This window comes from Micropruina sp. (genome assembly GCF_047607385.1).
In the GTDB taxonomy this organism is placed as follows: Bacteria; Actinomycetota; Actinomycetes; order Propionibacteriales; family Propionibacteriaceae; genus Micropruina.
In genome coordinates, this window is the sequence record NZ_JASGDE010000123.1 from 1 (window position 1) to 23,461 (window position 23,461).

The following is a 23,461-nucleotide window of genomic DNA, read 5'->3' on the forward strand; positions in this document are numbered from 1 at the left end:
CTGCGGTTGGCCCAGTCGGCCGGGTTCTACGACCTGCTTGACGGGTTGAGTGTTCGGTCGCCCAAACGCTGCCGCGAAGACGCATCGGTTGTCGGTGGGATGCTCGCCGGTGCGGACTCGATCGATGATCTCGATGTGCTGCGACACGGTGGGATGGGCCGCCTGTTCGGTGGGATCCAGGCACCCTCGACGCCAGGCACGTTCCCCTGACTTCTATCGGTAGGTCACGCCGTTGCTGGTCGGGTGGGCGTCGAGGATGGCTTGGGTCTCGGCGTCGATCTCGGGTGGGATCGTGAGTACCTGGCTGCCGATACGGACGCGGGCGGCGCATAGCGGGCGCAGGGTACGGACCCAGCGACGGATCGACAGGCCGGTGCGGTCCTGGATGGTCCGCGAAACGGCGAGCGCGGCCCTGACCCTTCTAGCGGGCCGCATCTCGCCCAACTCGGTTGTTTCGATAAGCCATGTCTTCCTTTGCTGGCCGGCTCAGCCATGCACTCGAATCTCTGTGAACTTCAGGTACTGTAAGCCGTCATCGTCATTGCCTGGGCGCGAACGCTATCTGCAACAATCGCGATGCGCATCTTTCACTAGTTTGAGGACTCTAAGTCACTTGTGGTGGTACCAGGCAAGCCGTTGCCTCCGGCGGTTCCTGATCGGATGCGGTCTCCATGTGCGAAGCGCGCATGGAGACCGCATCCTCCCTGGCCATGATCGTCTCCCTCTCGAGCTTGGTGACCCGAGGCACTGCCGCGAGCCTCTCGCTTTGACCCCAGAGGATCTTGCTACCGTCTGCCGCGCTTCGCCGGTCACCTGCGGAGAACCATCGGAGGTATCGATCTGGAGAGATCCCGGTGAATGGTCGAAACTGATCAACTCCGTAACGCCCGTACATCGCGACTGCCCGACTCCGTGGGGGGCAGGAGCCTAAGTAGACGACCTGGAGGCCAGCTCGAAGGATATGACGGGCGCATCCGTGGCACGGGTAGGTCGTAACGTAAATGATTCCTCCGTGAACGGTTTTTCCTTGATTTAGTGCATCGAGAAGGGCGGACATTTCGGCGTGGACGGGGACCTGAAACTCCGTGAGTCCGGTCAGGTGAGACCCCTTTAGATGTTTCGATATAATATCCTGAATATAATGATCTGCGTTATTTTGCAGTTCTTGCTCAGCGATGGGAGAAAGAATGTCCGCCACGGCGAGGCGCTTCATCGTATCTAGGATCAGTCGACTCAAGTCCATCTTCGATCGATCGGCATGAGGCGACTTCGTGGGGGCAACTGGGTGCGAGTTTGCGCCGAGGGCCACGACTGAGTCTCCGACTAAGATGGCGGCACCAACCTTGCGGCCCAACTCAGGCGAGCGTGCCGCTGCTGATGTTGCGAGATGCATCCCATACTCATCAGTCGTTGGAATCTCCGCCTCTGGGTTCGAGAATAGCAGGTCTAGCATTCGCGTGACTTCGATTCCGGTTGTCTGCCGATCGTCATCCTCACATGTCACGAAGCAATCGGACATGGGCAATGTGTCAAGGATGTTTTGCCCGAAATCGCCATGCTTGCTATCGAGATCGACAGTAAATAGTTGTTCAATGATGGCCTCGATCTTGTCATCTGGTTGCGACGGCGTCTGGGGCGCGATCTTGACGCTCAACGTTCGTTTCCGAGTCTGGCGACTTGCTTGTGCGCCGACCACGATGACATGGTCGCCGTACACCTGCCGCAACTGTGCGACCTCTCGACCTCGCTTCAAGGAGTCAACAATCCATGCGCGCGGCCGACGAGGAGTATGTCCATTCGATGGGCGGCTCGCACCAATTCGAAGTATTGCACTCAATGCGATTGCCGCGGCATCGCCAGTCTTGGCGCAGTACTGATCCCCTAGATCCTGAAGGGCGCGAATCCGATCAGGTTCAGGAGTGATTGGTATGGATGCGCCGATCTGCTCAGCGTACTCCTGAAGAATGTTGCTCATACGGATCACTCGGGGGTCGTAGCCGTAGCTGCGCAGGCCCGACTCCAGAGACTCGATCAGTCGGCGGGTGGGCGTACCCAGGGGGACGACCAGCGCGAGGACCAGATCTGGCCGGTGCGGCCTAAGGTCGGCTGGCTTCTCGGTCCGGGCGGGTTTCACGTCTCCAGTGTGCCTGACGGACGCTGGTTTAAGTGGCAATAGGCTCGGAGCGTCAGCATCTCATCGCGGAGGCTGCCCGGTTCATCGACCTACCGCATGCTTCGAGTGCGGTCAAGACTGAAGTCGGGGGCCTTCCGGTCCAGGTCAACGGCCGTATAGGCTGCCGACGACGCCTCCCACAAGTACTCAGCCCTCGAATCCAGGATCTGAAGGGCCCGGCCTCTCTCGGCTCCGCTACAACGGCACCCCGGAGGCTTGGCGACGCGGCGCCCGCCCCCGAATCGAGCTGGTCATGCGCTGCCGCCACCCTCATGCATCTTCTGGAGTGCGATCACCTTCCAACCGCTCCGCCTCGTGAGGAGTATGCGCCGAGCCGATATGACGATGTGCCTCCAACCCCGACGGCTCGACTTCACGATCTGCACCGCGGCCGCCTTCGACGCCATGGTCACCGCCCGAACGTAAGACGACATACCCAAGGCTAGAACCACACCCTCGTGTCGGATCAATGAGCAGATCAGGGCTTAGGTTGGCACTTCGCCACGGGCTCCCTGTTCTCGCCCGGAATTACGTGACAGATCACTGCCACTAGATTGCGCAGCAGACCCAGGTCTCCCTGGTGACCACGGCGTGACGCAAGGGATCTTGCGAATGTCGCAACGCGATCGGTACTTATAGGCTATTTCTAGTACTTCGTCCATGAGCCGTTCTGCAAGATACGTCGGACGCAACCCGAGTGCCACGAGTCCTTCATTGATCACCGTTAGCTCATTCTCATCGGCCTCGTTTCTCGGGTTCATCACGAACTCGATCGGAACTTCGAGACGCCTCGAGATTAGGTGAGCAAGATCCCTCACCCGATGCGTCTCTGTCATCTGATTGAAAACAGCAACGCGATCGCCGCGCAATGGCGGGCTTTCAATGGCGAGCCGCACGCATTCCACGGAGTCTTCTAGGTGAATGAATGCGCGGGCTTGTCCACCTGTGCCATGAACCGTAAGGGGATAGCCTATTGCTGCCTGCATGAGGAAGCGGTTCAAGACTGTCCCGTAGTCGCCATCGTAATCGAAACGATTGATCAGTTGTTCGTCTAGGCGAGTCTCAGCCGTTTGAGTGCCCCACACGATCCCTTGATGAAGGTCCGTGATGCGAAGCCCGTAGTTTCTTGCGTAAAATGCGAGCAACAGCTGGTCTAGTGATTTGGTCATGTGATATATCGATCCAGGACTGGTTGGATAGAGAATCTCCTTCCAGGTGAGGCCCTGCGATCCGTTATCCAGCGCGACGTTCACGTAGCCCTCTGGCACCGGGATTCCAGAAGTCTCGTAGCCATAAACCCCCATAGTGCCAAGGTGCACCACATGGATATCAAGTTCGGACTCGACGATGGCGGCGAGTAGATTGTGTGTGGCGTTCACGTTGTTGTCTACAGTGTAACGTTTCGTCTTGCTAGACCTCATCGAGTAAGGAGCGGCACGTTGCTCGGCAAAGTGAACCACTGTTGCCGGCTTCCAACTGGCTAGAAGCTCAAGCAACTCCTCGAAGTCGGCAGCAACGTCTATAACGTGCACATCGATCGTGTTGCCCGAATACGCCGCCCAGGCATGCGTGCGGTCGGCAAGTTCGCGAATCGGTGTCAGTGATTGGGTACCCAGCTCGCGATCGATTGCTCGACGCGAGAAGTTGTCAACGATAGCCACGTCATAACCGCGGGCCGATAGATGCAGCGAGGTCGCCCAACCGCAGAAGCCGTCACCCCCGAGCACCAGGACCCGCGTCCCAGGATCCTTCGCCGCGCGTCTTGCGCACGTTACCTTAGCAACGCCAAGGCTCCCGATTTGGCCCGCGATCTGTCGATCTAGACGATTGCCCATGGTGGTCCTTTCGAAAATGATGCTGCCGGGGGGCTTCTGTCGCAAACGCGAATCATCAAATGTCGATCCTAGAGTCTTTGGCGCGCGATTGTGCGTATTAATCCCATGACACGCGCGTGCATTGCTTTGGGGTTGATTGCTATAGATCGTCGGTATACGCTGGGGACTGAGAAATGTTGCCAACCGGGCTGCCAGCACAGCAGAGAGGCGAGAATGCCCGCGGCATCCAACCGTTGCTCAGCGCGCCTCTCGTACTCGTCAACATACTCCTTCGCCCACTCGGTAGAGTAGAGTGCAGCTAAGTTGAGCATGAAGTGTCCCACGTCCACAGAACGAACGCCGGCACCGGCGCGGGTCCAATCTATGATGCCGCTTATCGTCTCACCCCTCCATAGCATATTAAATTGGTGGAAGTCCCCATGTGCGAAAACACGGTCTTCCCGAACTGATTGAGCCGCACCCAGGGCCTCTGATCTCAGGCCGGGATCTGCGATCCAGTCGTACGCGCCCTGAGGGTCGAACCAACTGGTCACCGGATTCAGGGCCCCTGCAGGCAGAGCATGGATGGCAACCTGTATCTGAGCAGCTGCCGCTAGCCAGTTCACGTGGAATCTCGGATGCAGCAGAACCGATCCGGGAATATAGCTCATTACGAGGCTAGGCGTATCGGCCACCAATGCGCAAGCGTCCGAAGCGATCAGGTGAGGCGTAGCCAAGCGTGCGCTGTTCGCTACCCAAAGCGCTGCGACCTCGCGCTCCACACGCTCCTCAGTGGCGGGCGAATGGCGTTCCCAGCGCCTCAAGACAACTCGTCGGGACCACCCATTCGGTCCCGCCAGAGTGATGAGGTCAACAGGGGCTGTCGTGCCTCCATGTAGCCGCCTGACCGCCGAGATGCGCGCGCCACTTGGAGCGCATGATTGAGTGACCCAATCGGTGGTTCTGCTTGAAAGAGTCCCGAGTGGCGGCTGCGCGGTCTCCTCATCGCATAGGCGGGGTTGAAAAACCACCGGATCGCGAGCGAGTCCATCGTCGACGTTCCTGCTATCGGCGGGCATATATACGGTCCTCAAGGCATATAGCATCTAAAGAGCCATTCAAGAAGCAAGATACAGCGGCCGACGCCGTGCCGCTCATCGGCTGGCCCTTCACATTTAATGATGTATTAATGAGGAGTGGAACGCTGGTAAGCCGCGAAAACTCAAGTATCGTAGCGTGGAAGAACGGAGATGTGTCGGGGTCGACCGTCTGCACCCTTGAGAGATTGTTGGCATGGACGACTTCTGGCACTACCTCAGAGGCTCGCCGTGTGGCCCTAAAGGCGGCCGACATGTATGGCCATCTGCCAACTAGATCGAACCAGTCCGAAGCGGCAAACGAAAGCACGGCCGGGGCGAACGGGCGGAAAGCCTCCCGGTGCTTCACCCGAGAATTGAGCACTTCTGTCACCCGTTCCACGAGTGGGTTGGCCAGAATTGATCGGTTCCCAAGGGCGCGTGGCCCGAACTCAGCCCTGTCCCTGCATACTCCGACGAGCTTGCCGGTCGCGAGGAGCTGCGCGATCGCGCGTGGGCTTGCAGGGCCTGCGTCTGTAGCGTGGGGTGAGAGGACGTTCCGTGCGTTCTCAAGGTCACTCACCGAGCATCGAGGACCTGTCGCGTACTGCCGCACGGAGGCGGTGGTGCCCAGCCCCGAAGAAAGCAACGCAGCGCCAACCGCAGTGCCCGAGTCCCCAGGGGCCGGGGGTACCGAAATGCTGTCGACGTATGGTTCCTCGGCCAGCTTTCCTATCGCAACGCAGTTGAGCGCAACCCCTCCCGATACCACAAGGTGCCCGGATTGCGTCCGCTCGCAGGCGATTCGGGCGAGGTGAATGAGAGCATCCTCGGTCCGTTCCTGAAGCGCTGCTGCGAGATCCGCCGCCGCCTGGCCGGCTGGTCGAGCGTCCCCAGCGGCGCCTGTTTCCGCAAGGAAAACCGGACCCATCCTATTCGCGCCTGGCAGCAGCGTGCGAGGTAAGAAGTATTGTGGGTTAACCTCGATGCCTGTGGCCGTCAGGGCCACCGCGCGCACCATCAGATCTCGGTATCTTGATCTATCGCCGAGGGCTGCAAGCGCCATCACTGTGCCCTCTTCATTGTTTCTTTGATAGCCCAAGTACTGCGTGGTGGAGGCGTAGACATAGCCAAGAGAATTCGGGTCCTCGTTTACCAGAACGCATGTGAGCCGCCACTGATCACCCTCCCGGCGTGCGAGCCAAGCCGTTGAAGCCTCCACCTCCCCGAGGCTGTCTACCACGAGAATCGTTCCTACATCGCCGTCCAGCATCTCGGCGGCGTATCGAGCGTGGGTTAGGTGATGTCGCCAAGCTTCAATTCGTGCACTAGGGAATCGTGACTGAAGATCCCGAATGCGTAGCGCAGTACCCTCACGCACTTTCGAGAAACCTGCGGCTCGCTGGGCTTTTCGCTTCGGTGATATTGGCGACCTGTGGTTGCCGAGTTGCGTCATATCGGGGATGGCATACAGCTGCGGATCGTAGTTGTAGGCCACCAATGAGACGTCCTGCCATGCCATTCCGGCCTCACTCAGCAGCCACCTGATAGCGTTGACGGGGAATGCATTGGTGTGCTTAACGCCGCTGAGGCGCTCCTCCTCGATAGCGCCGACAAGTTCGCCTCCAACTAGCAGTGCCGCCGCGGAGTCATGGACATATGACGAAAGTCCGAGAGTCGCATGAATCATGATGCCCCTTCATTGTGGGTCTGGCTTCTAGGGAGTGGCCACGGCTTGGCCGAGGACATCCCGTTCACAATTGTTATCCGTCAGAGAACCAGCGGCAGTTCTCGACAAGATTCTGATACTGGACGGCTGTTTGTAAGGGCTCGAGAAGGTCGATTGCTCGGAGTCGAAGATCTTGGTAATCCAGGACCGGCATCGCACGGATTTTCGCAATCCTCTCGTTCACGGCGGCTCCGCGAGACACGAGCAGCTCCGGTGGTGTGATCCGGTCAGCACTCGCGACCGATCGTGGCACCAGTGCGACGCATCCTCGTGTCACCGCCTCGGCGACACGTTGGGTCGTCTGCCCAACCTTTTCGTAGCGAGGAGGGAGAAGCGCGACCGTCGCCAGCGCTCGCTCGTAGAACTGCATCGACTCCCTGAAAGCTCGCCTGCCCTGGAAGGTGACCCATGGCCAATTGGAGGTCTGAGTCCACTTTCCCACGACATAGTGATGGGGTGTGGTTAGTGCGGGAATAGCAAAGTACTCGTTAAATCGATCGTCGCGCTCGTACTGATTTCCGACGTACAGCAGGGAGATGTCGCGATCTTCAGGTCTTTCTTCCTTGGCGCGGTAGCGGGCCTGCGTTAGGGCATCTTGGGAAACCGGTATCTGGAGTCGGAACGAACCGACACGGGGGCGCCATGCTGTCTCGGCGACTTGAACATTAGGAAGTCTTCGAATCGGCGAGTTGAGGGGCAGGCGCAGATCCTTGTCCCAGATAAGCGTAGGTGTCCCGCGCCGATAGGTGTAACTCTTCAGAAGCTCGTCTTGACGGTGAAGGTCGCAGGTGTGACCTGGCTCGCCGCAAGCGATTCCCACGTTTCGTCCAGGGATCGGCCAGCGCCATTCAAGAAACAGAAGATCGATAGATGGTGTGGATGCGCAATCCCATTCGAAGAACGCTTGGAAGCTGAGGTCGTGAGCCTCAGTGGCGTCGCGATCCTGTTGTAGGTTAACAATCGTGTGCCCCTGTCGCGCCAACTCCCTAAGCCAAGCGTAGCGGTGCCCTCGCCCGCCGTCCGGTGTGTCAGTGATGCCTTCACCAAGGAAGCCCCAGAAGCTATAGCCAATGTTCACGCTAGTCGCTGACCTTGAATAAGCCTGACCCGAGCCATTCGGCCTCGAGGGCTGCTAGCGACCCCGTAGGCGGACCAGGCAGGGAAGCCAGGGATGGTTAGCGCGGGTGGTCGTGCGCCTTGGCGTGACACACATCTCTGCATCTGAGTGTCGTGGTGCGCGCCGATAATCTGTGCTCGAAGTGCGGAAAAGCGGAAGAGATGTCGGCCGCGCCCGCAGCGCTGCCCGTCCGACCCTAGATCGAATATCGCCAGCCGGTCGATCTGGCGCTTTCGAGCGGTGAGGGCTGAACTGAGTGGGCAGAAGGCGTCCCCGAGAATATTGGTCTCGATTCTCGTCCGATGGCGACCGATCCATCGGTTGAGGGAAGAGTAGCTCTGCTCACCTTGCGTGAACCAGACGTCTTCGACCTGGCGGCCGTCCCCTCGACAAGGTTGGAGCGGTCTCTCATCGTCCATGAGGTGCAACGTAGCAGACCGGTGGGGGCAGTGGGACAAGCATGGTAGGTCAGTTCCCACGGAGTCACTCGCCTCACCTCTCGGTGTTGGTAGGCCGAGGCGCGGCGGCAACGCGGTAACTACTGCCCATCCGCACGAGACCGCCGCGACCGCGGTGGCAGTGGAAGCGGGCCTCGCTCGCTGAGCTAGTGGGCGGAGATCGTGCTGCACGGCGTGTCGCTGTTGTCTACTGGGCGCCAGACGGAAAGGATGCGGAGATATGCGGCTCTTCGCAATAGGAGGCTTGCAGGGTCTGAATCCGACGATCGCTGGGAGTGAACGCTGGGTGGTCGATGAAGTTCGGAAGTTGAAGGGCTGCCACGGCGGTGTTCAAGTCGTTAGTTCTTCGCCTCGATCGGCTGTTGGGGGCGGGGAAGGCTGATAAGCTGTTTATAGGCAGGTGAAGAGGGCCTCGATTGTGGCGGAATAATATCGACAGCCGACGCCTGAGGCGGGCGAACTATGCGTGACAATCGGCACGAGATGCCGAGCTTGGCGCACAAGGATATCTTGACGGAGATCGACTCGGTATTGGAGGGCTATTGGATGGGCACCGAATACGACACGGCACGGAGTGCCTTCCTTGGACAGATCTCTCGCGTGCTCGAAGAAGGCCGGGTTATTACGCGAAGGACGGACGCAACACGAGAGTTGTCCGGCGAGTCATTCACGATCAAAGATCCGGCGCAACGGTGTATCGTATCGCCGCATCGCAACAGCAACGTGGCGGCATCCATTGCGGAGTCGTTGTGGACGCTGGCTGGCCGCGAGGATCTTCACTTCATTGAACCGTACCTGCCGCGCGCCGCGAAATTCTCCGATGATGGACTAACGTGGCGTGGAGCATATGGTCCGCGGTTGCGCCACCACTTCGGAGTCGACCAACTCGACGAGGCGAGGCGGCTGCTACTCTATGACAGTCACACGCGCAGGACAGCGATGAGCTTGTTCGACCCCGGTTGTGACTACGCGGACTTGGACACGAAGGATGTTCCTTGTAATAATTGGCTTCATTTCCTACGTGTTGACGACAGGCTTGACCTGTCGATTGCCGTGCGGAGTCTGGACTTAATGTGGGGCTTCTCCGGTGTGGACTCGTTCCTATGGAGCCTGGTGCACGAATTGATGGCAGCCTGGGTGGGGCTGAAAGTTGGCCACCAACACTGGTTCGTTGGCTCCTGTCACGTGTACGAGATTCATCTTTCGCGCGTAGAGCGGATTCTCGCCGCAGCGACTGGTCCGAACGAGCCGACCCGCCGAATCCGGTACTCAGGAAACTGGTCGGGTCTTGAGTCAGACTTGGCAGCGTTCTTCGATGTCGAGATGGCGCTCCGCTCAGGTGTGGACGTTCCGTGCCGAGAGGTGGAGGGCCGGATTCCTGAGGCTCTGATCTGCACACTCACCATCTGTGTGGCTGCATTTTGGGATATGCGGTACGGGCGTCGTATCGATCATCGCCTGGCGTGGCTTTCGGGAACAGAGTTTGTCCCGGCCATCAGGCAGCTGGCCACGTGGTCGAAGCGGACCCCGTGATGGCCCCGCCTGAGGCCCCATTTAGTGTCGTCTTGCGCGGCCGTGGATCTTATCGAGGATCTCGATGACGTCCGCCGGTAGGGGGTCCTCGGCGGTGATGGTCTGGCTTCCGATCTGGATGTCCACGGTGCGGTAGCGGCGTAACGTTCTGACGAGGTGCTTGACGCTGACCCCGGTGGTGGTCTCGAGCCAGCGGGTGACGGCGAGAGCGGCGAACACGACGCTCAGATGGGCCTCGATGGACTCCTGTGAACCACCGGCGAAGTCCTCCGCGAGCTCGTCCTCGACCCCACCCGCGACTACCAGCCACGCCGACAACCACCACAACCCCACGCCCAAAAAGCGACTAACGGACCCACGTCTCCGTAGGTCCGTTGTCGCCGATGTCCTGAGACATCACATGGTGGAGACGAAGGGACTCGAACCCTCAACCTCGACCTTGCAAAGGTCTTGCGCTGCCAGTTGCGCCACGTCCCCGGTTGCTGTTCGCAGGACGCCGCACGCGGCCCGGAACCCCGACGATCTTAGCCTCAATCCACCGATTGGCGCCTACTGCGCGACCCCAGCTGGGCACCCTGGCTTCGCCGGACCCGCTCACCGTACGACCCGGTACGCCTTCGCGTCCCCGTCTCGCCATTGCACCCAGCTGGTGTCGCTCGCTACGACGCCCATCGGTGGATCGAGGCTCAGCCGTCCCGGCGTCCGGACGCCCAGCCGGGCCGGGCGGCGTCCATCACACCGTGGATCGACCCTGTCGCCGACCCCAACTACCCTTGAGCGCATGTGGTCCAGGCGCGAGGTGATCGACTATGCCCTGCAACGCCGCAGTACCCTGCAGGCGCTGCGGCGGTCGCCGCGCACCCTTTCCCGGTCGGATGCCTGTGACGCCGACCCGATGTTGATCCGTGCCGCGCTGCATCACGGCGAGGACACTCCCGACCGCTGTCCGATCTGCGAGGCCCGGCTGGTGCACCTGCACTACGTCTTCGGCGACCAGCTCGGGCAGTACTCCGGGCGGATCAAGTCGAGCGCCGAGCTGGACGCGATGCAGAACGAGTTCGGCGAGTTCAAGGTCTGCGTCGTCGAGGTGTGCACCGACTGCGGCTGGAACCACATGATCACCTCCTTCCTGTTGGGCGACGGCGTCAAGCGCCGTCCGCCGCGTCGTCAGAAAACCGTCGAGGACATCTATGGCTGAGCGCCCCACTCGCACCGCCGGCAAGCCGGCCCGGAAGAAGAAGAGCGGCTGGCGCCGGTTCTTCACCTGGCTGGGCGTTGCCATCCTGGCGTTGGCGGTCGCCGGTGGCACCGTGCTCGGAGTGGCCTACTCCACCGTGAAGCTGCCCGACCCGAACGCCGACTTCCAGACCAACACCTCCTTCGTCTACTACAAGGACGGCAAGGAGAAGATCGGCAACTACCAGATCCAGAACCGGCAGACCTTGCCCTACGCCAAGATCCCGCAGAACGTGAAGGACGCCATCGTCGCCGGCGAGAACCGCTCCTTCTGGACCGACCCGGGCATCTCCATCCCGGGCATGGTCCGCGCGGCGATCTCGGTGGTTCGCGGTGAGGACGTGGTGGGCGGCTCCACCATCACCCAGCAGTACATCAAGGTGCTCTACCTGACCCAGGACAAGACCTACACCCGCAAGCTCACCGAGATCCTGCTGGCCGCCAAGATGGGCAACGAGCTCTCCAAGGAGCAGATCCTCGAGGGCTACCTGAACACCGTCTACTTCGGACGCGGCGCGTACGGCGTGGAGGCGGCGTCCCAGGCGTTCTTCGGCAAGCCGGTCGCCAAGCTGTCCGACCAGGAGGCGATCGCGCTGACCGCAATGGCCAACGATCCCGGCCGGCTGGACCCGTCCCGCGGCGAGAAGCAGGCCGCCGACCTGCTGGAGCGGTACCAGTACACGATCAACGGCCTGGTCGAGATGGGCAAGCTGACCGAGGCGCAGAAGAGCGCCATCTACTTCAAGCTGCCGAAGTTCCCCAAGGTCGAGCGCGACTCCCAGTTCGGGGGACCCAAGGGCTACCTGCTCAACATGGTGCAGGACGAGTTGCGCGCCAAGGGCTTCACCGACGAGCAGATCGACGGCGGCGGGCTGAAGATCGTCACCACCTTCGACGCCAAGGCCCAGGAGGCCGCGGTCGAGGCCGCCCAGACCATCACTTCGCAGACCGCCGGCGGCAACGCCAAGAAGATCCGCAACCTGCATGCCGGGCTGGCCTCGATCGATGTCGAGACCGGCGGCGTCCTCGCCCTCTACGGCGGGCCCGACTACCTCAAGGGACGCAACTGGGCCACCACGCCGCGTCCCACCGGTTCGACCTTCAAGCCGTATGCGCTGGGCACCGCGCTGAGCCAGGGCTTCACCCTCAACGACGTCTTCAACGGCAGCAGCTTCGTCCCACCCGGCGGCACCCGTCCGGTCCGCAACGCCGGCAACCGCGAGTACGGCCGGGTGACCCTGCAGCAGGCGACCACGAACTCGATCAACACCGCCTACGTCGACCTCGAGACCAATATGAAGGACGGTCCGCAGAAGACCCTGGAGTTCGCCCAGGAGGCCGGGCTGCCGAAGGCCGGCGGCTGGGATCCGGTGAGCGTGCTGCCGCTGGGCATTCCCGAGGTCAGCCCGCTCAGCCAGGCCACCGGCTACGCCACCTTCGCCCGGGGCGGCAAGTACGTCCCGACCCATGTGGTGGCCGAGGTGAAGGACGCCTCCGGCGCCACCCTGTACCGGTCGGACGCCAAGGCCGAGCAGACCATCGACCGCGACGTCGCCAACGACGTCGCCTACGCCCTCACCCACGTGGTGCAGGACGGCACCGCGTCGCGGGCCGGCGGCATGGGCTTCCCGATCGCGGGCAAGACCGGCACCTACTACAACCGCGCCGCCAACGGCGGGGCGGCCACCCAGGCCTGCTGGTTCGTCGGGATGAGCAAGCAGATCTCCACGGCGGTGATGTTCGTGGCCGGCAAGGACGGCACCGACGACCTCGACAAGATCTACCCGCGCTTCTTCGGCGGCGGACCGCCGCTGAGCACCTGGATGTCGTACATGCGGGTGGCGCAGAAGGGTCTCAAGGACATCCCGTTCGACCAGGCGACGCACCGGACGTCCACCCAGACCCCGACGCTGCCGCCGCGGACGTCCACCCCGACCCGGACCGCGAGCGCCACCCCCAGCAGCAGCGGGAAGCCGTCCGAGACGCCGAGCACCGAGCCCAGCAAGGGCCCGAGCGGCGAGCCGTCCGGACGGCCGAGCCCCAGGCCGTCGGCGTCTCGATGACCGCGGCCCGGGTGCTGGGCGGTACCGTCGGCCACCGGGCCGAACGGTCCGGGGTGTGGTTCAACCCGCAACCGTGGGTGCTGCTCCTGGGCACCGTGTCGTACCTGGTGCTGATGCTGCGCCAGGTGCCCTGCCAGCTGGGTGCCTCGGTGTACCAGGCGATGTGTTACAGCGACATCCTGCCGCTCTTCTACGCGCGCCGACTGTCCGACGGCAAGGTGCCGTTCATCAGCGCCGATGTCGAGTACCCGGTGCTGATCGGCGCCTTCATGGAGGGCGCCCGCCGGATCACCACGATGCTGGGCGGCCAGGTCGGCACGGACGTCCCCGATTCGGCGATCGCGCAGGCGGCGGCGCTGTTCGTCGGGGTGAACGCGGTGCTGCTGTTCCTGTTCTTCCTGCTGTTGCTGTGGGCGCAGCTGCGGCTGGCCCGGCCCTGGGACGCGATGATGATCGCGATCAGTCCCGCGGTGATCACCACCGGACTGATCAACTGGGACTTCATGGTGCTGGCGTTCACCGCGCTGGGGGTGCTGGCCTGGGCACGCCGGCGTCCCGGCTGGGCCGGAATCTGGTGGGGGCTCGGGATCGCGGCGAAGCTGTACCCGCTGCTGCTGTTCGTGCCGCTGGCGGTGCTGTGCTTCCGGTCGGCCCGGCTGCGGGCGTTCTGGCTCGCGGTGGCCGGCGCCGCCGGCAGCTGGGTCGCGGTCAACCTGCCGGTCTATCTGCTCAGCCCGTCCGGGTGGCTCTACTTCTGGACCTTCAACGTCGACCGCGGCGCCGACCTGGGCTCGATCTGGTACGCGTTCAGCCTGGCCGGTCATCCGGTGCCGGACGCCTCCGCCGCCCAGACCTGGTGGATGGTGGTCGGGACGGCGGCGATCTGCCTGTTGCTGCTGCTGGCGCCGCGGCGTCCCCGGCTGGCGCAGGGCTTCCTGCTGCTGATCGTGCTGTTCCTGGTGGTGAACAAGGTGTACTCGCCGCAGTACGTGCTGTGGCTGCTGCCGTTCGTGGTGCTGGCCCGGCCGCGCTGGCGGGACTGGCTGATCTGGAGCGCCGGCGAGGCCGTCTACTTCGTGGCCATCTGGGCGCATCTGGACGGGGCACTGGACTCCGGCTCCGGCGGCCAGGGCCTGTACCTGGCGTCGGTGCTGGTGCGGGTCGGCGTCCAGCTGTGGATCGCCGCGCTGGTGGTCCGCGACATCCTCTGGCCCCAGTTCGATCCGGTGCGGAATCCGCAGTGGACCAGCCGGCACGCCCTGCCCGCGACCCCGGTGGACGACCCGGACGGCGGGGTGCTCGACCAGGCGCCGGTGGCGCCCTGGCTGCGGGTGGTGCCATGGCTTCGGTGATGCTGCGACCGTTCGCGCCGCCGACACCGCCGGTGGTTCGGGACGGCGGCCGACTGGTCGTCCAGACCTGGCTGTTCAGCCGGCTGCTGCTGGTCGGCGTCGCGCTGTGGCTGGGTGTCCGCACCGGACGCTCGGCCGGGAATCTGCTGGCCAACTGGGACGTCCAGCACTACTTCTCGATCGCCGAGAAAGGCTACGCCGGCGCCACCGACATCGCCTTCTTCCCGGGCTGGCCGCTGCTGCTGCGGGCGTTCGCGCTGGTCGGCGTCCCGATGCTGTGGGCCGGGGTCGGGCTCGCGGTGATCTGCTCGGCGCTGGCCGCGGCCGCCTTGCACCGGCTCGGTGGACCGATCGCCGCGGTGCTCTGGTTATTGGCTCCGACAACGGTGTTCACCGCCGTCGCCTACACCGAGGCGCCGTTCTGTGCGGCCGCCTTCTGGGCTTGGGAGCGGGCCACCCGGGGGCGCTGGGGGGCGGCGGCGACGCTGGCCGCGATCGCCTGCACCTTCCGGGTCTCCGGGTTGTTCCTGCTCGGGGCGTTGGCGATCCTGGCGCTCACCCAGGGCGGGCGGCGTCCCCGAGCCGCTGGGTCCGGAACCTCGGGACGGTGGCGTTGGCCGTGGCGGCGCGCCGTGCCGCAACCGGCGTCCGGACAGCTGCCCTGGGCCGGCTTCGTGCCCGGGCTCGGCGCCTCGGGCGGTCCGGTTCCGGGTGGCCCGGCCCTGGGAGGTTCGGCACTGGGAGGTTGGGCACTGGGCGGTTGGGTTTCGGGCGGTTCGGTGACCGGCGGTTCGATGACCGGCGGCTCGCCGGCGTCCGGCGTCCGGCCGAGTTGGCGGCAGCGGCTGCGAGCACTGGCCTGGCTGCTGATCCCCGCCGCCACGCTGTTCTGCTACGTCGCCTACCTCTACTACCTGACCGGGGACTGGAACGCCTGGTACCGGGCCCAGTCCACCGGCTGGCCGCGCGGGTTCACCTGGCCGTGGGTGTCGCTCCGGCACACCCTGGAGGCGGCGGCGTCCAACGCCTACCCGGCCTTCCCGGAATGGTCCTGGGTGTTCCGGGCCGAGATCGTCTCGATGGCGGTCGGCGTCGTGGTCACCGTGGTCTGCCTGGTGAAGCGGCGCTGGGCGGAGGCGTCCTGGGTGGGTGTGCAGGTGCTGGCGTTCTCCTGCTCGTACTGGTTCCTCAGCGTGAACCGGGCGGTGCTGCTGTGGTTCCCGCTGTTCGTGCTGGTCGGTGAGGCGCTCTCGGGCGGTTGGAACGTCAGCCCCGGACGCCGCCGATTCCGGATCCTGCTCACCGTGCTCGGCTTCCTGGCGGCCGGGGTGGTGCTGTGCTTCTGGGCCTGGCTGTTCTTCACCGGACGTTGGGCGAGCTAGGACGGCGGAGTCCAGCGGACTCGGCGGCGTCCGGACCCGTCAATCAGCGACCGATTCAGGGTGCGTCACGCCTCCGCGGCCTCACGTGGGTGCCGAATCGGTCGCTGATCGACGAGCCAGGAAGGCCCGAATCTGGCTGATCATCACCATCGGCTCGTCGTTGAGCTGCTTCCAGGTGTAGCGCAGGACGTGATAGCCGGCCAGCGTCAACGCGTTCTGCCGTCGCCGATCGGACTCGAAGACCTCCGGCTTGCTGTGCACCTCGTAGCCGTCGAACTCGACCACCAGCCCGGCCTCCTCGAGCAGGACGTCCGGGAAGTAGCGGCAGCCGCCGATCTCCAGTTCCGCGTTCGCCACCCAGCCGGTGACCCGATGGCGCTGAAGCAGTGCATGCAGCAGTCGCTCGCCGCCCGACCACGGGTTGTCGACGCTGGTCCGGACGACCCGGCGTCTGGCGTCCTGCCCTGCGCTCCCGGCGAAGAGCGGCACCATCTCCGGCAGCTCGGACGGCTCCACCAGGCCCGATCGCAGGAACCGTTCCAGCAGGGCCCCGGCGTCCCGTGCCGCACTTTCCACGGCCAGGTAGCGAGCGGACGGACAGCGCAGCCCGTCCACCGTGACCCGGTGCTCGACCGGCACCCGTCGCCGGACCCAGCTGATCGCGTCGGTGCTGACATGACCGCGTGGGTGGGCCAGCTGGACGCGTTCCCGGGGCCGGAACGGACGCTCGTCCAGGCTCCCAGTCAGCGCCGCGACCGCGTCCGTGCCCCAGAGCACCGCGCCGGGCGAGTTGGCGAGCGCCGCGGCGAACCGCGTCCGGCGACTGGTGACCAGCGTGGCGTCGACGTAGGTGCCGGGAAGCACCCGCACCAGCGCGCCCGAGCGCACCAGACGGTCGAAGGTCGTCCGTGATCCTCTGTGATGGCGTGGCCGCAGCACCCCGTTGTTGAGGTTCATCACGTTCGTCAGCAGCATCAGGTCGTCGAGTTCGTCCACCCGGCCAGCGCACCACGTTCAGCAGCGGCGTGGGCCGCGAAGACCGGGTTATCCACACAACTCATCCGAAACTCTCAGCAAGGCGTCGTCGATCAGCGACCGATTCTGGGTCCGTCTCGCCTCGGCAGCCTCACATAGGGCCCAGATCGGTCGCTGATTGACGGGGTTCGGACGCCCTGGACGACGAAACTCAGCGGGCTCGGACGCGCCGCTCGGCGGCCACCCGGCGCCGGTACAGCCGGCGCTGCTCCGGCAGCGACAGGTCGAAGGCGACGGCGAAGATGCGGACGACGGCGGTCACCACCACGCAGCCGCCGGCGGCCCAGGTCATCGGCGCACCCAGCGCGAGCGCCGTGGTCAGCACGATGCAGCCCGAACCGGCCGCGACCGCGTAGAGCGAGCCGACGTGCATCACGGCGACCGGCAGGCCCATCAGCACGTCGCGCAGCATGCCGCCGCCGACCGCGGCGCAGACGCCGACGAAGATCGCCGGGACCACCGGCATGCCGACGCCGAGCGCCTTCACCGTGCCCAGCGCGCCGAACATGCCGATCACGACGGCGTCCAGGACGACGATGCCCCGGTTGAGTCGCTGGAACAGCCCGGCCAGCAGCATGCCGATCAGGGACGCCGCGGTGGCGGTGAGCAGATGCCAGTTGCTGAGCAGGGTGGCCGGCATCGCGTTCAGCAGCAGGTCGCGGATCAGGCCGCCGCCCATCCCCATCACCACGCCGATGATCACCACACCGAGCAGGTCGAGCCGTCGCTTGCCGCGGAATCCGGACGCGAACAGCGCCCCCTGGATGCCGCCCAGCCCGACGGCGGTGAGGTCGGCCCACAACGGGATCGCGAAGTAGGACTCGTCCACGGCTCCTATTGTGGGCGCCGCGACCGCCGGAGCCGAACCGGGCGGGGCCGGATGGACGGTCCTGTGCCGACAGCCGGTGCGGACGGGACCGTGCCGACAGCCCGTGCCGACGGTCTTACCGCGGAACCTCGCCGCAGTCGCCCTGGATCAGCGCGTCCAGCAGGGCGGCCAGTTCGTCGGCCAGCCCGGTCGGCACGTGCTCGCCGCGCAGCAGGCTCATGCTGACGGTGTTCTCGTAGACCGCGCCGAGCAACTCGATCACCTGCGGGGTCGGCATCGCCACCCGGGCACCGACCCGTTCCAGCGCGATCTCCAGCAGTCCGCTGACCGAGGACGAGATGCCCTCGTGCACCGCCAGCCAGCCGGCCCGCAGCTCGGGGGTGCGGACCGCGTGCAGCCGCAGCTCCATCATCGCCACCAGCTCGGCGACCTCCTTGGGCTGGGCTTCCAGGAAGACCGCGACGGCGTCCCGGATCAGCCGCTCGGTGCCGCCGGCCTGCTCCGGGCTCTCCGGAATCACCGCGATCGCGGCCTGCATCGCGGCCAGGTGCTGCTCGCCCTTGCGGCGCAGCACGTCGAGGCAGAGCTCGTCCTTGGACTCGAAGTTGGAGTAGAAGGCGCCGCGGGTGAAACCGGCGCGCTCACAGATCTCCTCGACGGACGCCGCCAGCACCCCGCGCTCCGCGAACAGCTCGGTCGCGGCGTCCATCAGCCGCTCTCGGGTGGCCCGCCGCCGGGCGCTCGGGCCGGCCTGACCGCCTGGTTGCCGGCGGGCTCCACGCTGAGCCTCTCGGATCGTGGTCATCGCGTCATCCTACCTGTTTGCATACACGCTCGTATTGAATACACTACTGAATCGGATACACCACTGTATCGAGAAATTGTGGGAGGGGACGGCCGATGTCGTCGATGCTGTACCGGATCGGGCGAGCCTGCTATCGCCACGGCGTCCGGGTCCTGGCCGTCTGGCTGATCCTGCTCGCCGGCCTGGGCGGCACCGTCGGGCTGCTCGGCGGCGCCCAGTTCAACGACAGCTTCCGGATTCCCGGCGCGTCCTCCCAGGTCGCCCTCGACCAGCTGAAGATGACCTTCCCGTCCGGCGCCGCCACCACCGCGCAGGTGGTGCTGCTGCTGCCCGAGGGCGAGTCGCTGAACGACAAGGACACCGAGAAGCGGGTCGTGGACGCGCTGGACGCCTTCAAGGAGCTGTCGATCGTCACCGACGTGGTCAGCCCCTACAACGAGCACGTCGACGGGCTGATCTCCGACAACGGACGCGCCGGGCTCGCCAACGTCCAGCTCAACGTGTCGATGACCGAGATCACCGACGCCCAGAAGCACCAGCTGGAGGACCAGGCCAGCAAGGTCGCCGGCCTGTTGCCCGGCTCGGAGGTGCATCTGGGTGGCGAGGTGTTCTCCACCCACATCCCGCACCTGAGCATCATCGAGGGCCTCGGCGTCGTGGTCGCCGTCGTGGTGTTGTTGGCCGTGCTCGGTTCGGTGACCGCCGCCGCCATGCCGGTCGGCACCGCGCTGATCGGGGTGGGCATCGCGGTGTCCATCACCATGCTGGCCTCACGGGTGATCGAGGTGAACTCGACCAGCCTGATGCTGGCGGTGATGATCTCGCTCGCGGTCGGCATCGACTACGCGCTGTTCATCGTCTCCCGGCATCGCGACCAGCTGCGGCACGGGCTGGACGCCGAAGAGTCCACCGCGCGGGCGGTCGCCACGGCCGGCTCCGCGGTGGTGTTCGCCGGCCTCACCGTGATCATCGCGCTGGTCGGGCTGTCCATCTCCGGGGTGCCGTTCCTGGGCGTGATGGGGGTGTTCTCCGCCGTCGGCGTGTTCTTCGAGGTGCTGCTGGCGCTGACCCTGCTGCCGGCCTTCCTGGGCTTCGCCGGCGAGCGGCTGCGTCCGCGCCAACCCCGGGCCGGACGGGCCCAGCGGTTCGACCTGCGGGTGTTCTGGGTACGGACGGTGACCGCGGTCCCGGTGCTCACCATCGCGCTGGTGGTTGCCGCGCTGGGCGCGCTGGCCTTCCCGGCCAAGGACCTGCAGCTGGCCCTGCCCAACTCCGGACGCAACCCGGTCAGCTACGCCGACCGGGTCACCTTCGACGTGATCAGCCGCGAGTTCGGCATCGGCTACAACGGCCCGCTGGTGGTCACCGGCACCATCGTCGAGTCGGACGATCCGCTGAAGATCACCGACGGTCTCAAGGACGACATCGAGAAGCTGCCCGGCGTCCAGCTGGTTGCGCTGTCCACCCCGAACGAGAACGCCGACACCGCGCTGGTCCAGGTGATTCCGACCACCGGCCCGGACGACCCGGCGACCGCCGAGCTGGTGCATGCGCTGCGCTCCCAGCACGACCGCTGGCTGGCCGAGTACGGCATCGACACCTCGGTGACCGGCGCCACCGCCGTCCAGATCGACGTCACCCAGCGGCTCTCGGACGCCCTGCTGCCGTTCGCGATCTTCGTGGTCGGCTTGTCGCTGGTGCTGCTCACCCTGGTGTTCCGATCGCTCTGGGTGCCGCTCAAGGCCGCACTGGGCTTCCTGCTCAGCGTCGGCGCGGCCTTCGGCGCCACCACACTGGTGTTCAACCAGGGCTGGTTCAAGGAGGTGGTCAACCTCGGTGAACCGGCACCGGTGATCAGCTTCCTGCCGATCATCCTGATGGGCGTGCTGTTCGGCCTGGCCATGGACTACGAGGTATTCCTGGTCTCCCGGATGCGCGAGGAGTACGTGCACGGCAACACCGACCGCTTCGTCGAGGACGGCTTCGTGCACACCTCGCGGGTGGTGGTGGCGGCCGCGCTGATCATGTTCGCGGTGTTCGCCTTCTTCGTCCCCTCCGGCGAGGGCACCATCAAACCGATCGCCTTCGCGCTGGCGATGGGGGTGGCCATCGACGCCTTCGTGGTCCGGATGACCCTGGTGCCGGCGGTGATGAAGCTGCTCGGACGCCGCGCCTGGCGGCTGCCACGCTGGCTGGACCGCCGGCTGCCGGTGGTCGACATCGAGGGCGAGGCGCTGGCCCACCAGCTGAAGCTGCAGTCCTGGCCGGAGGCCGGCGGGCACATCGTCTACGGCCGCGGCCTGGCCTGCGCGGACGCCTTCGACGTCGTGGACGTCGCGGTCAAGCCCGGCGAGGTGCTGGTCGTCGAGGGGGACGTGACCGGTCGTCGCGCCCTGCTGCTGGCCCTGGCCGGACGCCTGCCGCTGACCGGCGGCGACGCCGTGGTGGCCGGCCGGGCACTGCCCGAGCAGGCGTCCGAGGTGCGCCGGATCGCCGCCGTCGCCACCCCGTCCCATCCGTCCCCGATCCGCGATTTCGACGGACCGGTGCTGCTGGTGGAAGAGGCCGACCTGTTCGGCGGACGCCAGCGCGCGGCGCTCGCCGAGCGGCTGCGCACCCTCACCGAGGCCGGCGGCTGTGCCGTCCTGGCCCACGCCCCGGGCGCCGACCTGTCGGACCTGTTGCCACCGGTGCACCGGACCGTGACCCTGCAAGGAGAACTCAGTCATGCCTGAAGCCACTCGTTCTTTCTCGTGGCGCACCCTGCTCGCCCTGGTGCTGGTGCCGGTGCTGGTCGCCGGCGGCTTCCTGTGGGGCACCTGGAACGCCGGTGACCGGCTGCACCGGGTAGAAGCCGCCGTGGTCAACCTCGACGACGGGGTCACCCTGGATGGCAAATTCGTCCCGCTCGGACGGCAGCTGTCGGCCGACCTGGTGGACACCGAGAAGCAGCAGAACTTCACCTGGGTGCTGGCCGACGAGGCGCACGCCTGGCCCGGGCTGTCGTCCGGCCGTTACGTGGCGGTGGTGGTGATCCCGAAGAACTTCTCCGAGGCGGCCACCTCCTACGGCAACGACGATCCGCAGACCGCCGAGCAGGCCACCATCACGGTGCACACCTCGCCGGTGGCCGGGGTGGCGGACGGCTGGCTCGGCAACGTGCTGGCCGGTGCGGCGTCCCGGACCCTGAACGAGACGCTCACCAAGGCCTACCTGGACCGCATCTACATCGGTTTCAACGACACCGGCAAGCAGTTCCAGACCGTCGCGGACGCCGCCGGCAAGCTCGCCGACGGCACCGACGAACTCGGCGACGGTATCGGCACCGCCGCCGACGGCGCCGGCAAGCTGAGCGACGGGCTGGGCAAGCTGTCCGCGAACTCGGCACAGCTGGTCGACGGGGTGAAGAAGGTCGAGTCCGGTGCCGACGAGCTGGCCAAGGGCATGGGCGAGATGAAGAAGCAGACCGCCGACCTGCCCACCCAGGGCAAGCAGCTGGCGTCCGGGGTGACCAGCTACGTGGCCGGCGCCAATCAGCTGGCCGATCAGCTGGTGGCGGCCGGCAAGGGCACCGTGACGCTGGCCGGTGGACTGAACCAGTTCTCCGGCGGGCTGGACACCTACCAGCAGACCATGGCCGGCTTCGCCGCCAAGCCGACCGCGCTGGTGCCACCGGAGAAGTGCCCGTTCCAGACCCCGACCGAGTGCGCCGCGTTCTACACCGGCATCGGCTATGGCACCGGCGCGGCCGCGACGGGTGCGAAGGAGCTGCAGTCCGGGCTGGCGCAGATCACCGGGCCGCTGAACAAGCAGCTGCCGACCCCGCAGGAGCAGCAGAAGCAGGGCAAGCAGCTGGCCGACTTCCGGGCCGGTGGCAAGCAGCTGAGCGAGGGCGCGGCTGCCTTGGGCAGCGGGCTGCCGAAGCTGGCCAAGGGCATCGCCCAGGCCGCGGACGGCACCGCCCAGCTGGCCGGCGGGCTGCCGCAGCTGCGCTCCGGCGTCGAGCAGTACACCGGCGGCGTGGACGCCGCGGCGCCCGGGGCGAAGCAGCTGGCCGGTGGCCTGGGCAAGGCCGCCAACGGTGCCGACAAGCTCGCCGACGGCTCCCACAAGCTCGCCGACGGGCTGGCCAAGGGTGCCGACAAGGTGCCCAGCTACAGCAAGGCCGACCGGGAGAACCTCTCGGCGGTGGTCGCCGCGCCGGTCAGCCCGGACGGCAGCAACGGGGTGGTGGCGCCGACCGTGTCGTGGGTCAGCCTGCTGCTGGCGCTGGCGCTGTGGATCGGGGCCCTGGCCACCTTCGCCATGGTGAAGCCGCTGGACGGACGCCTGGCGCTGTCCACGGCGTCCACCGCGACCCTGGTCGGGCGGGCGCTGCGGCCGGGACTGATCGTGGCCGTCGCCCAGGCGATCGTGCTGACCGCGATCGGTGCCGGCGTGCTCGGCCTGGGGCTGCCGGCGGCGTCCGCCCTGGCCGGCTTCCTGCTGCTCACCGGGGTGGCGTTCGTGCTGGCCAACCATGCTTTGGCGGCCTGGTTCGGCAACGCCGGACGCCTGGTCGCGATCGCCTTCGGGGTGCTCACCACGGTCAGTGCGGTGACCGCCGCCGCGCCTGCCTTCTTCGACAGCGCCCGCTCGGTGTCTCCGGTGTCGCCGGCCCTGGACGGGCTGCGCGCCATCCTCTCCGACGCCGGCGGGGCGTCCGCCGCGGTGTTCACCCTGCTGGGTTGGACGGTGCTCGCCCTCGGCGCCAGCATCCTCGCGGTGCTGCGCCGCCGCACCGTCCGGCTCCGTGAGGTGCCCGCGCTGGCCTGACCGGCGTCATTCCGGCGCTCTCGTTATCCCGCCGTTCTCGTCGT

14 protein-coding genes, 1 tRNA gene and 3 pseudogenes are annotated in these 23,461 nt (G+C 65.6%); 8 read left to right on the forward strand and 10 right to left on the reverse strand.

The window, feature by feature from the left end:
- A pseudogene (locus QM582_RS11110) lies at window positions 1–204 on the forward strand (IS1380 family transposase); the annotation flags it as partial.
- A gap of 400 nt (window positions 205–604) precedes the next feature.
- Here QM582_RS11110 and QM582_RS11115 read toward each other — a convergent pair.
- From QM582_RS11115 to QM582_RS11135, 5 genes are all read right to left on the reverse strand, one after another.
- On the reverse strand, window positions 605–2,134 hold the full coding sequence (locus QM582_RS11115) for a deaminase (protein WP_415084391.1): 1,530 nt from the start codon (window positions 2,132–2,134) through the stop codon (window positions 605–607).
- A 524-nt stretch (window positions 2,135–2,658) separates the two neighbouring features.
- Entirely contained in the window at window positions 2,659–3,900 is a 1,242-nt protein-coding gene (locus QM582_RS11120; protein WP_415084393.1) for an NAD-dependent epimerase/dehydratase family protein, read from the reverse strand.
- A 176-nt stretch (window positions 3,901–4,076) separates the two neighbouring features.
- A complete protein-coding gene (locus tag QM582_RS11125; protein WP_415084395.1) occupies window positions 4,077–5,093 on the reverse strand; it encodes a phosphotransferase family protein in 1,017 nt (338 codons plus the stop codon).
- Window positions 5,053–6,753: a carbamoyltransferase gene (locus QM582_RS11130; protein WP_415084397.1), complete on the reverse strand. Its 1,701-nt coding sequence runs from the start codon at window positions 6,751–6,753 to the stop codon at window positions 5,053–5,055. The genes QM582_RS11125 and QM582_RS11130 overlap by 41 nt, the downstream gene beginning before the upstream one ends.
- Before the next feature lie 73 nt (window positions 6,754–6,826).
- Window positions 6,827–7,870, reverse strand: a complete 1,044-nt coding sequence (locus QM582_RS11135) for a hypothetical protein (protein WP_415084399.1) — start codon at window positions 7,868–7,870, stop codon at window positions 6,827–6,829.
- A gap of 959 nt (window positions 7,871–8,829) precedes the next feature.
- Between QM582_RS11135 and QM582_RS11140 the strand changes: the two genes are divergently transcribed.
- The gene (locus QM582_RS11140; RefSeq protein ID WP_415084401.1) at window positions 8,830–9,900 is read left to right on the forward strand and encodes a thymidylate synthase; all 1,071 of its coding nucleotides are present in this window, start codon (window positions 8,830–8,832) and stop codon (window positions 9,898–9,900) included.
- 21 nt (window positions 9,901–9,921) lie between these two features.
- Here the strand turns inward: QM582_RS11140 and QM582_RS11145 are convergent.
- Together QM582_RS11145 and QM582_RS11150 are read right to left on the reverse strand one after the other, a co-directional pair.
- Window positions 9,922–10,149 (reverse strand): annotated as a pseudogene (locus tag QM582_RS11145) (IS1634 family transposase); the annotation flags it as partial.
- A 152-nt stretch (window positions 10,150–10,301) separates the two neighbouring features.
- Window positions 10,302–10,377 (reverse strand) — tRNA-Ala (locus QM582_RS11150).
- A 304-nt stretch (window positions 10,378–10,681) separates the two neighbouring features.
- Here QM582_RS11150 and QM582_RS11155 point away from each other — a divergent pair.
- The 4 genes and pseudogenes from QM582_RS11155 to QM582_RS11170 form a co-directional block, all read left to right on the forward strand.
- Complete coding sequence (locus tag QM582_RS11155; RefSeq protein ID WP_415084403.1) at window positions 10,682–11,098, forward strand: DUF5318 family protein; 417 nt, start codon at window positions 10,682–10,684, stop codon at window positions 11,096–11,098.
- Complete coding sequence (locus QM582_RS11160) at window positions 11,091–13,199, forward strand: transglycosylase domain-containing protein (RefSeq protein ID WP_415084404.1); 2,109 nt, start codon at window positions 11,091–11,093, stop codon at window positions 13,197–13,199. Before QM582_RS11155 ends, QM582_RS11160 begins: the two co-directional genes overlap by 8 nt.
- Complete coding sequence (locus tag QM582_RS11165) at window positions 13,196–14,551, forward strand: glycosyltransferase family 87 protein (RefSeq protein WP_415084406.1); 1,356 nt, start codon at window positions 13,196–13,198, stop codon at window positions 14,549–14,551. Before QM582_RS11160 ends, QM582_RS11165 begins: the two co-directional genes overlap by 4 nt.
- Window positions 14,539–15,108, forward strand: a pseudogene (locus tag QM582_RS11170) (mannosyltransferase family protein); the annotation flags it as partial. The gene QM582_RS11165 and the pseudogene QM582_RS11170, both read left to right, overlap by 13 nt.
- 906 nt (window positions 15,109–16,014) lie before the next feature.
- Here QM582_RS11170 and QM582_RS11175 read toward each other — a convergent pair.
- The 3 genes from QM582_RS11175 to QM582_RS11185 all read right to left on the reverse strand — a co-directional run bounded on the left by QM582_RS11175 (window position 16,015) and on the right by QM582_RS11185 (window position 18,602).
- Complete coding sequence (locus QM582_RS11175; protein ID WP_415084408.1) at window positions 16,015–16,929, reverse strand: DUF559 domain-containing protein; 915 nt, start codon at window positions 16,927–16,929, stop codon at window positions 16,015–16,017.
- Window positions 16,930–17,119: 190 nt separating this feature from the next.
- Window positions 17,120–17,797, reverse strand: a complete 678-nt coding sequence (locus QM582_RS11180) for a trimeric intracellular cation channel family protein (RefSeq protein ID WP_415084410.1) — start codon at window positions 17,795–17,797, stop codon at window positions 17,120–17,122.
- A gap of 115 nt (window positions 17,798–17,912) precedes the next feature.
- Window positions 17,913–18,602 (reverse strand): TetR/AcrR family transcriptional regulator, encoded by a 690-nt coding sequence (locus QM582_RS11185; RefSeq protein WP_415084412.1) that lies wholly within the window; start codon window positions 18,600–18,602, stop codon window positions 17,913–17,915.
- A 95-nt stretch (window positions 18,603–18,697) separates the two neighbouring features.
- On the opposite strand from QM582_RS11185, the gene QM582_RS11190 reads away from it, so the two are divergent.
- Together QM582_RS11190 and QM582_RS11195 are read left to right on the forward strand one after the other, a co-directional pair.
- A complete protein-coding gene (locus QM582_RS11190; protein ID WP_415084414.1) occupies window positions 18,698–21,337 on the forward strand; it encodes an MMPL family transporter in 2,640 nt (879 codons plus the stop codon).
- Window positions 21,330–23,417, forward strand: a complete 2,088-nt coding sequence (locus tag QM582_RS11195) for a YhgE/Pip family protein (RefSeq protein WP_415084416.1) — start codon at window positions 21,330–21,332, stop codon at window positions 23,415–23,417. The genes QM582_RS11190 and QM582_RS11195 overlap by 8 nt, the downstream gene beginning before the upstream one ends.
- The last annotated feature ends 44 nt before the right edge of the window (window positions 23,418–23,461 follow it).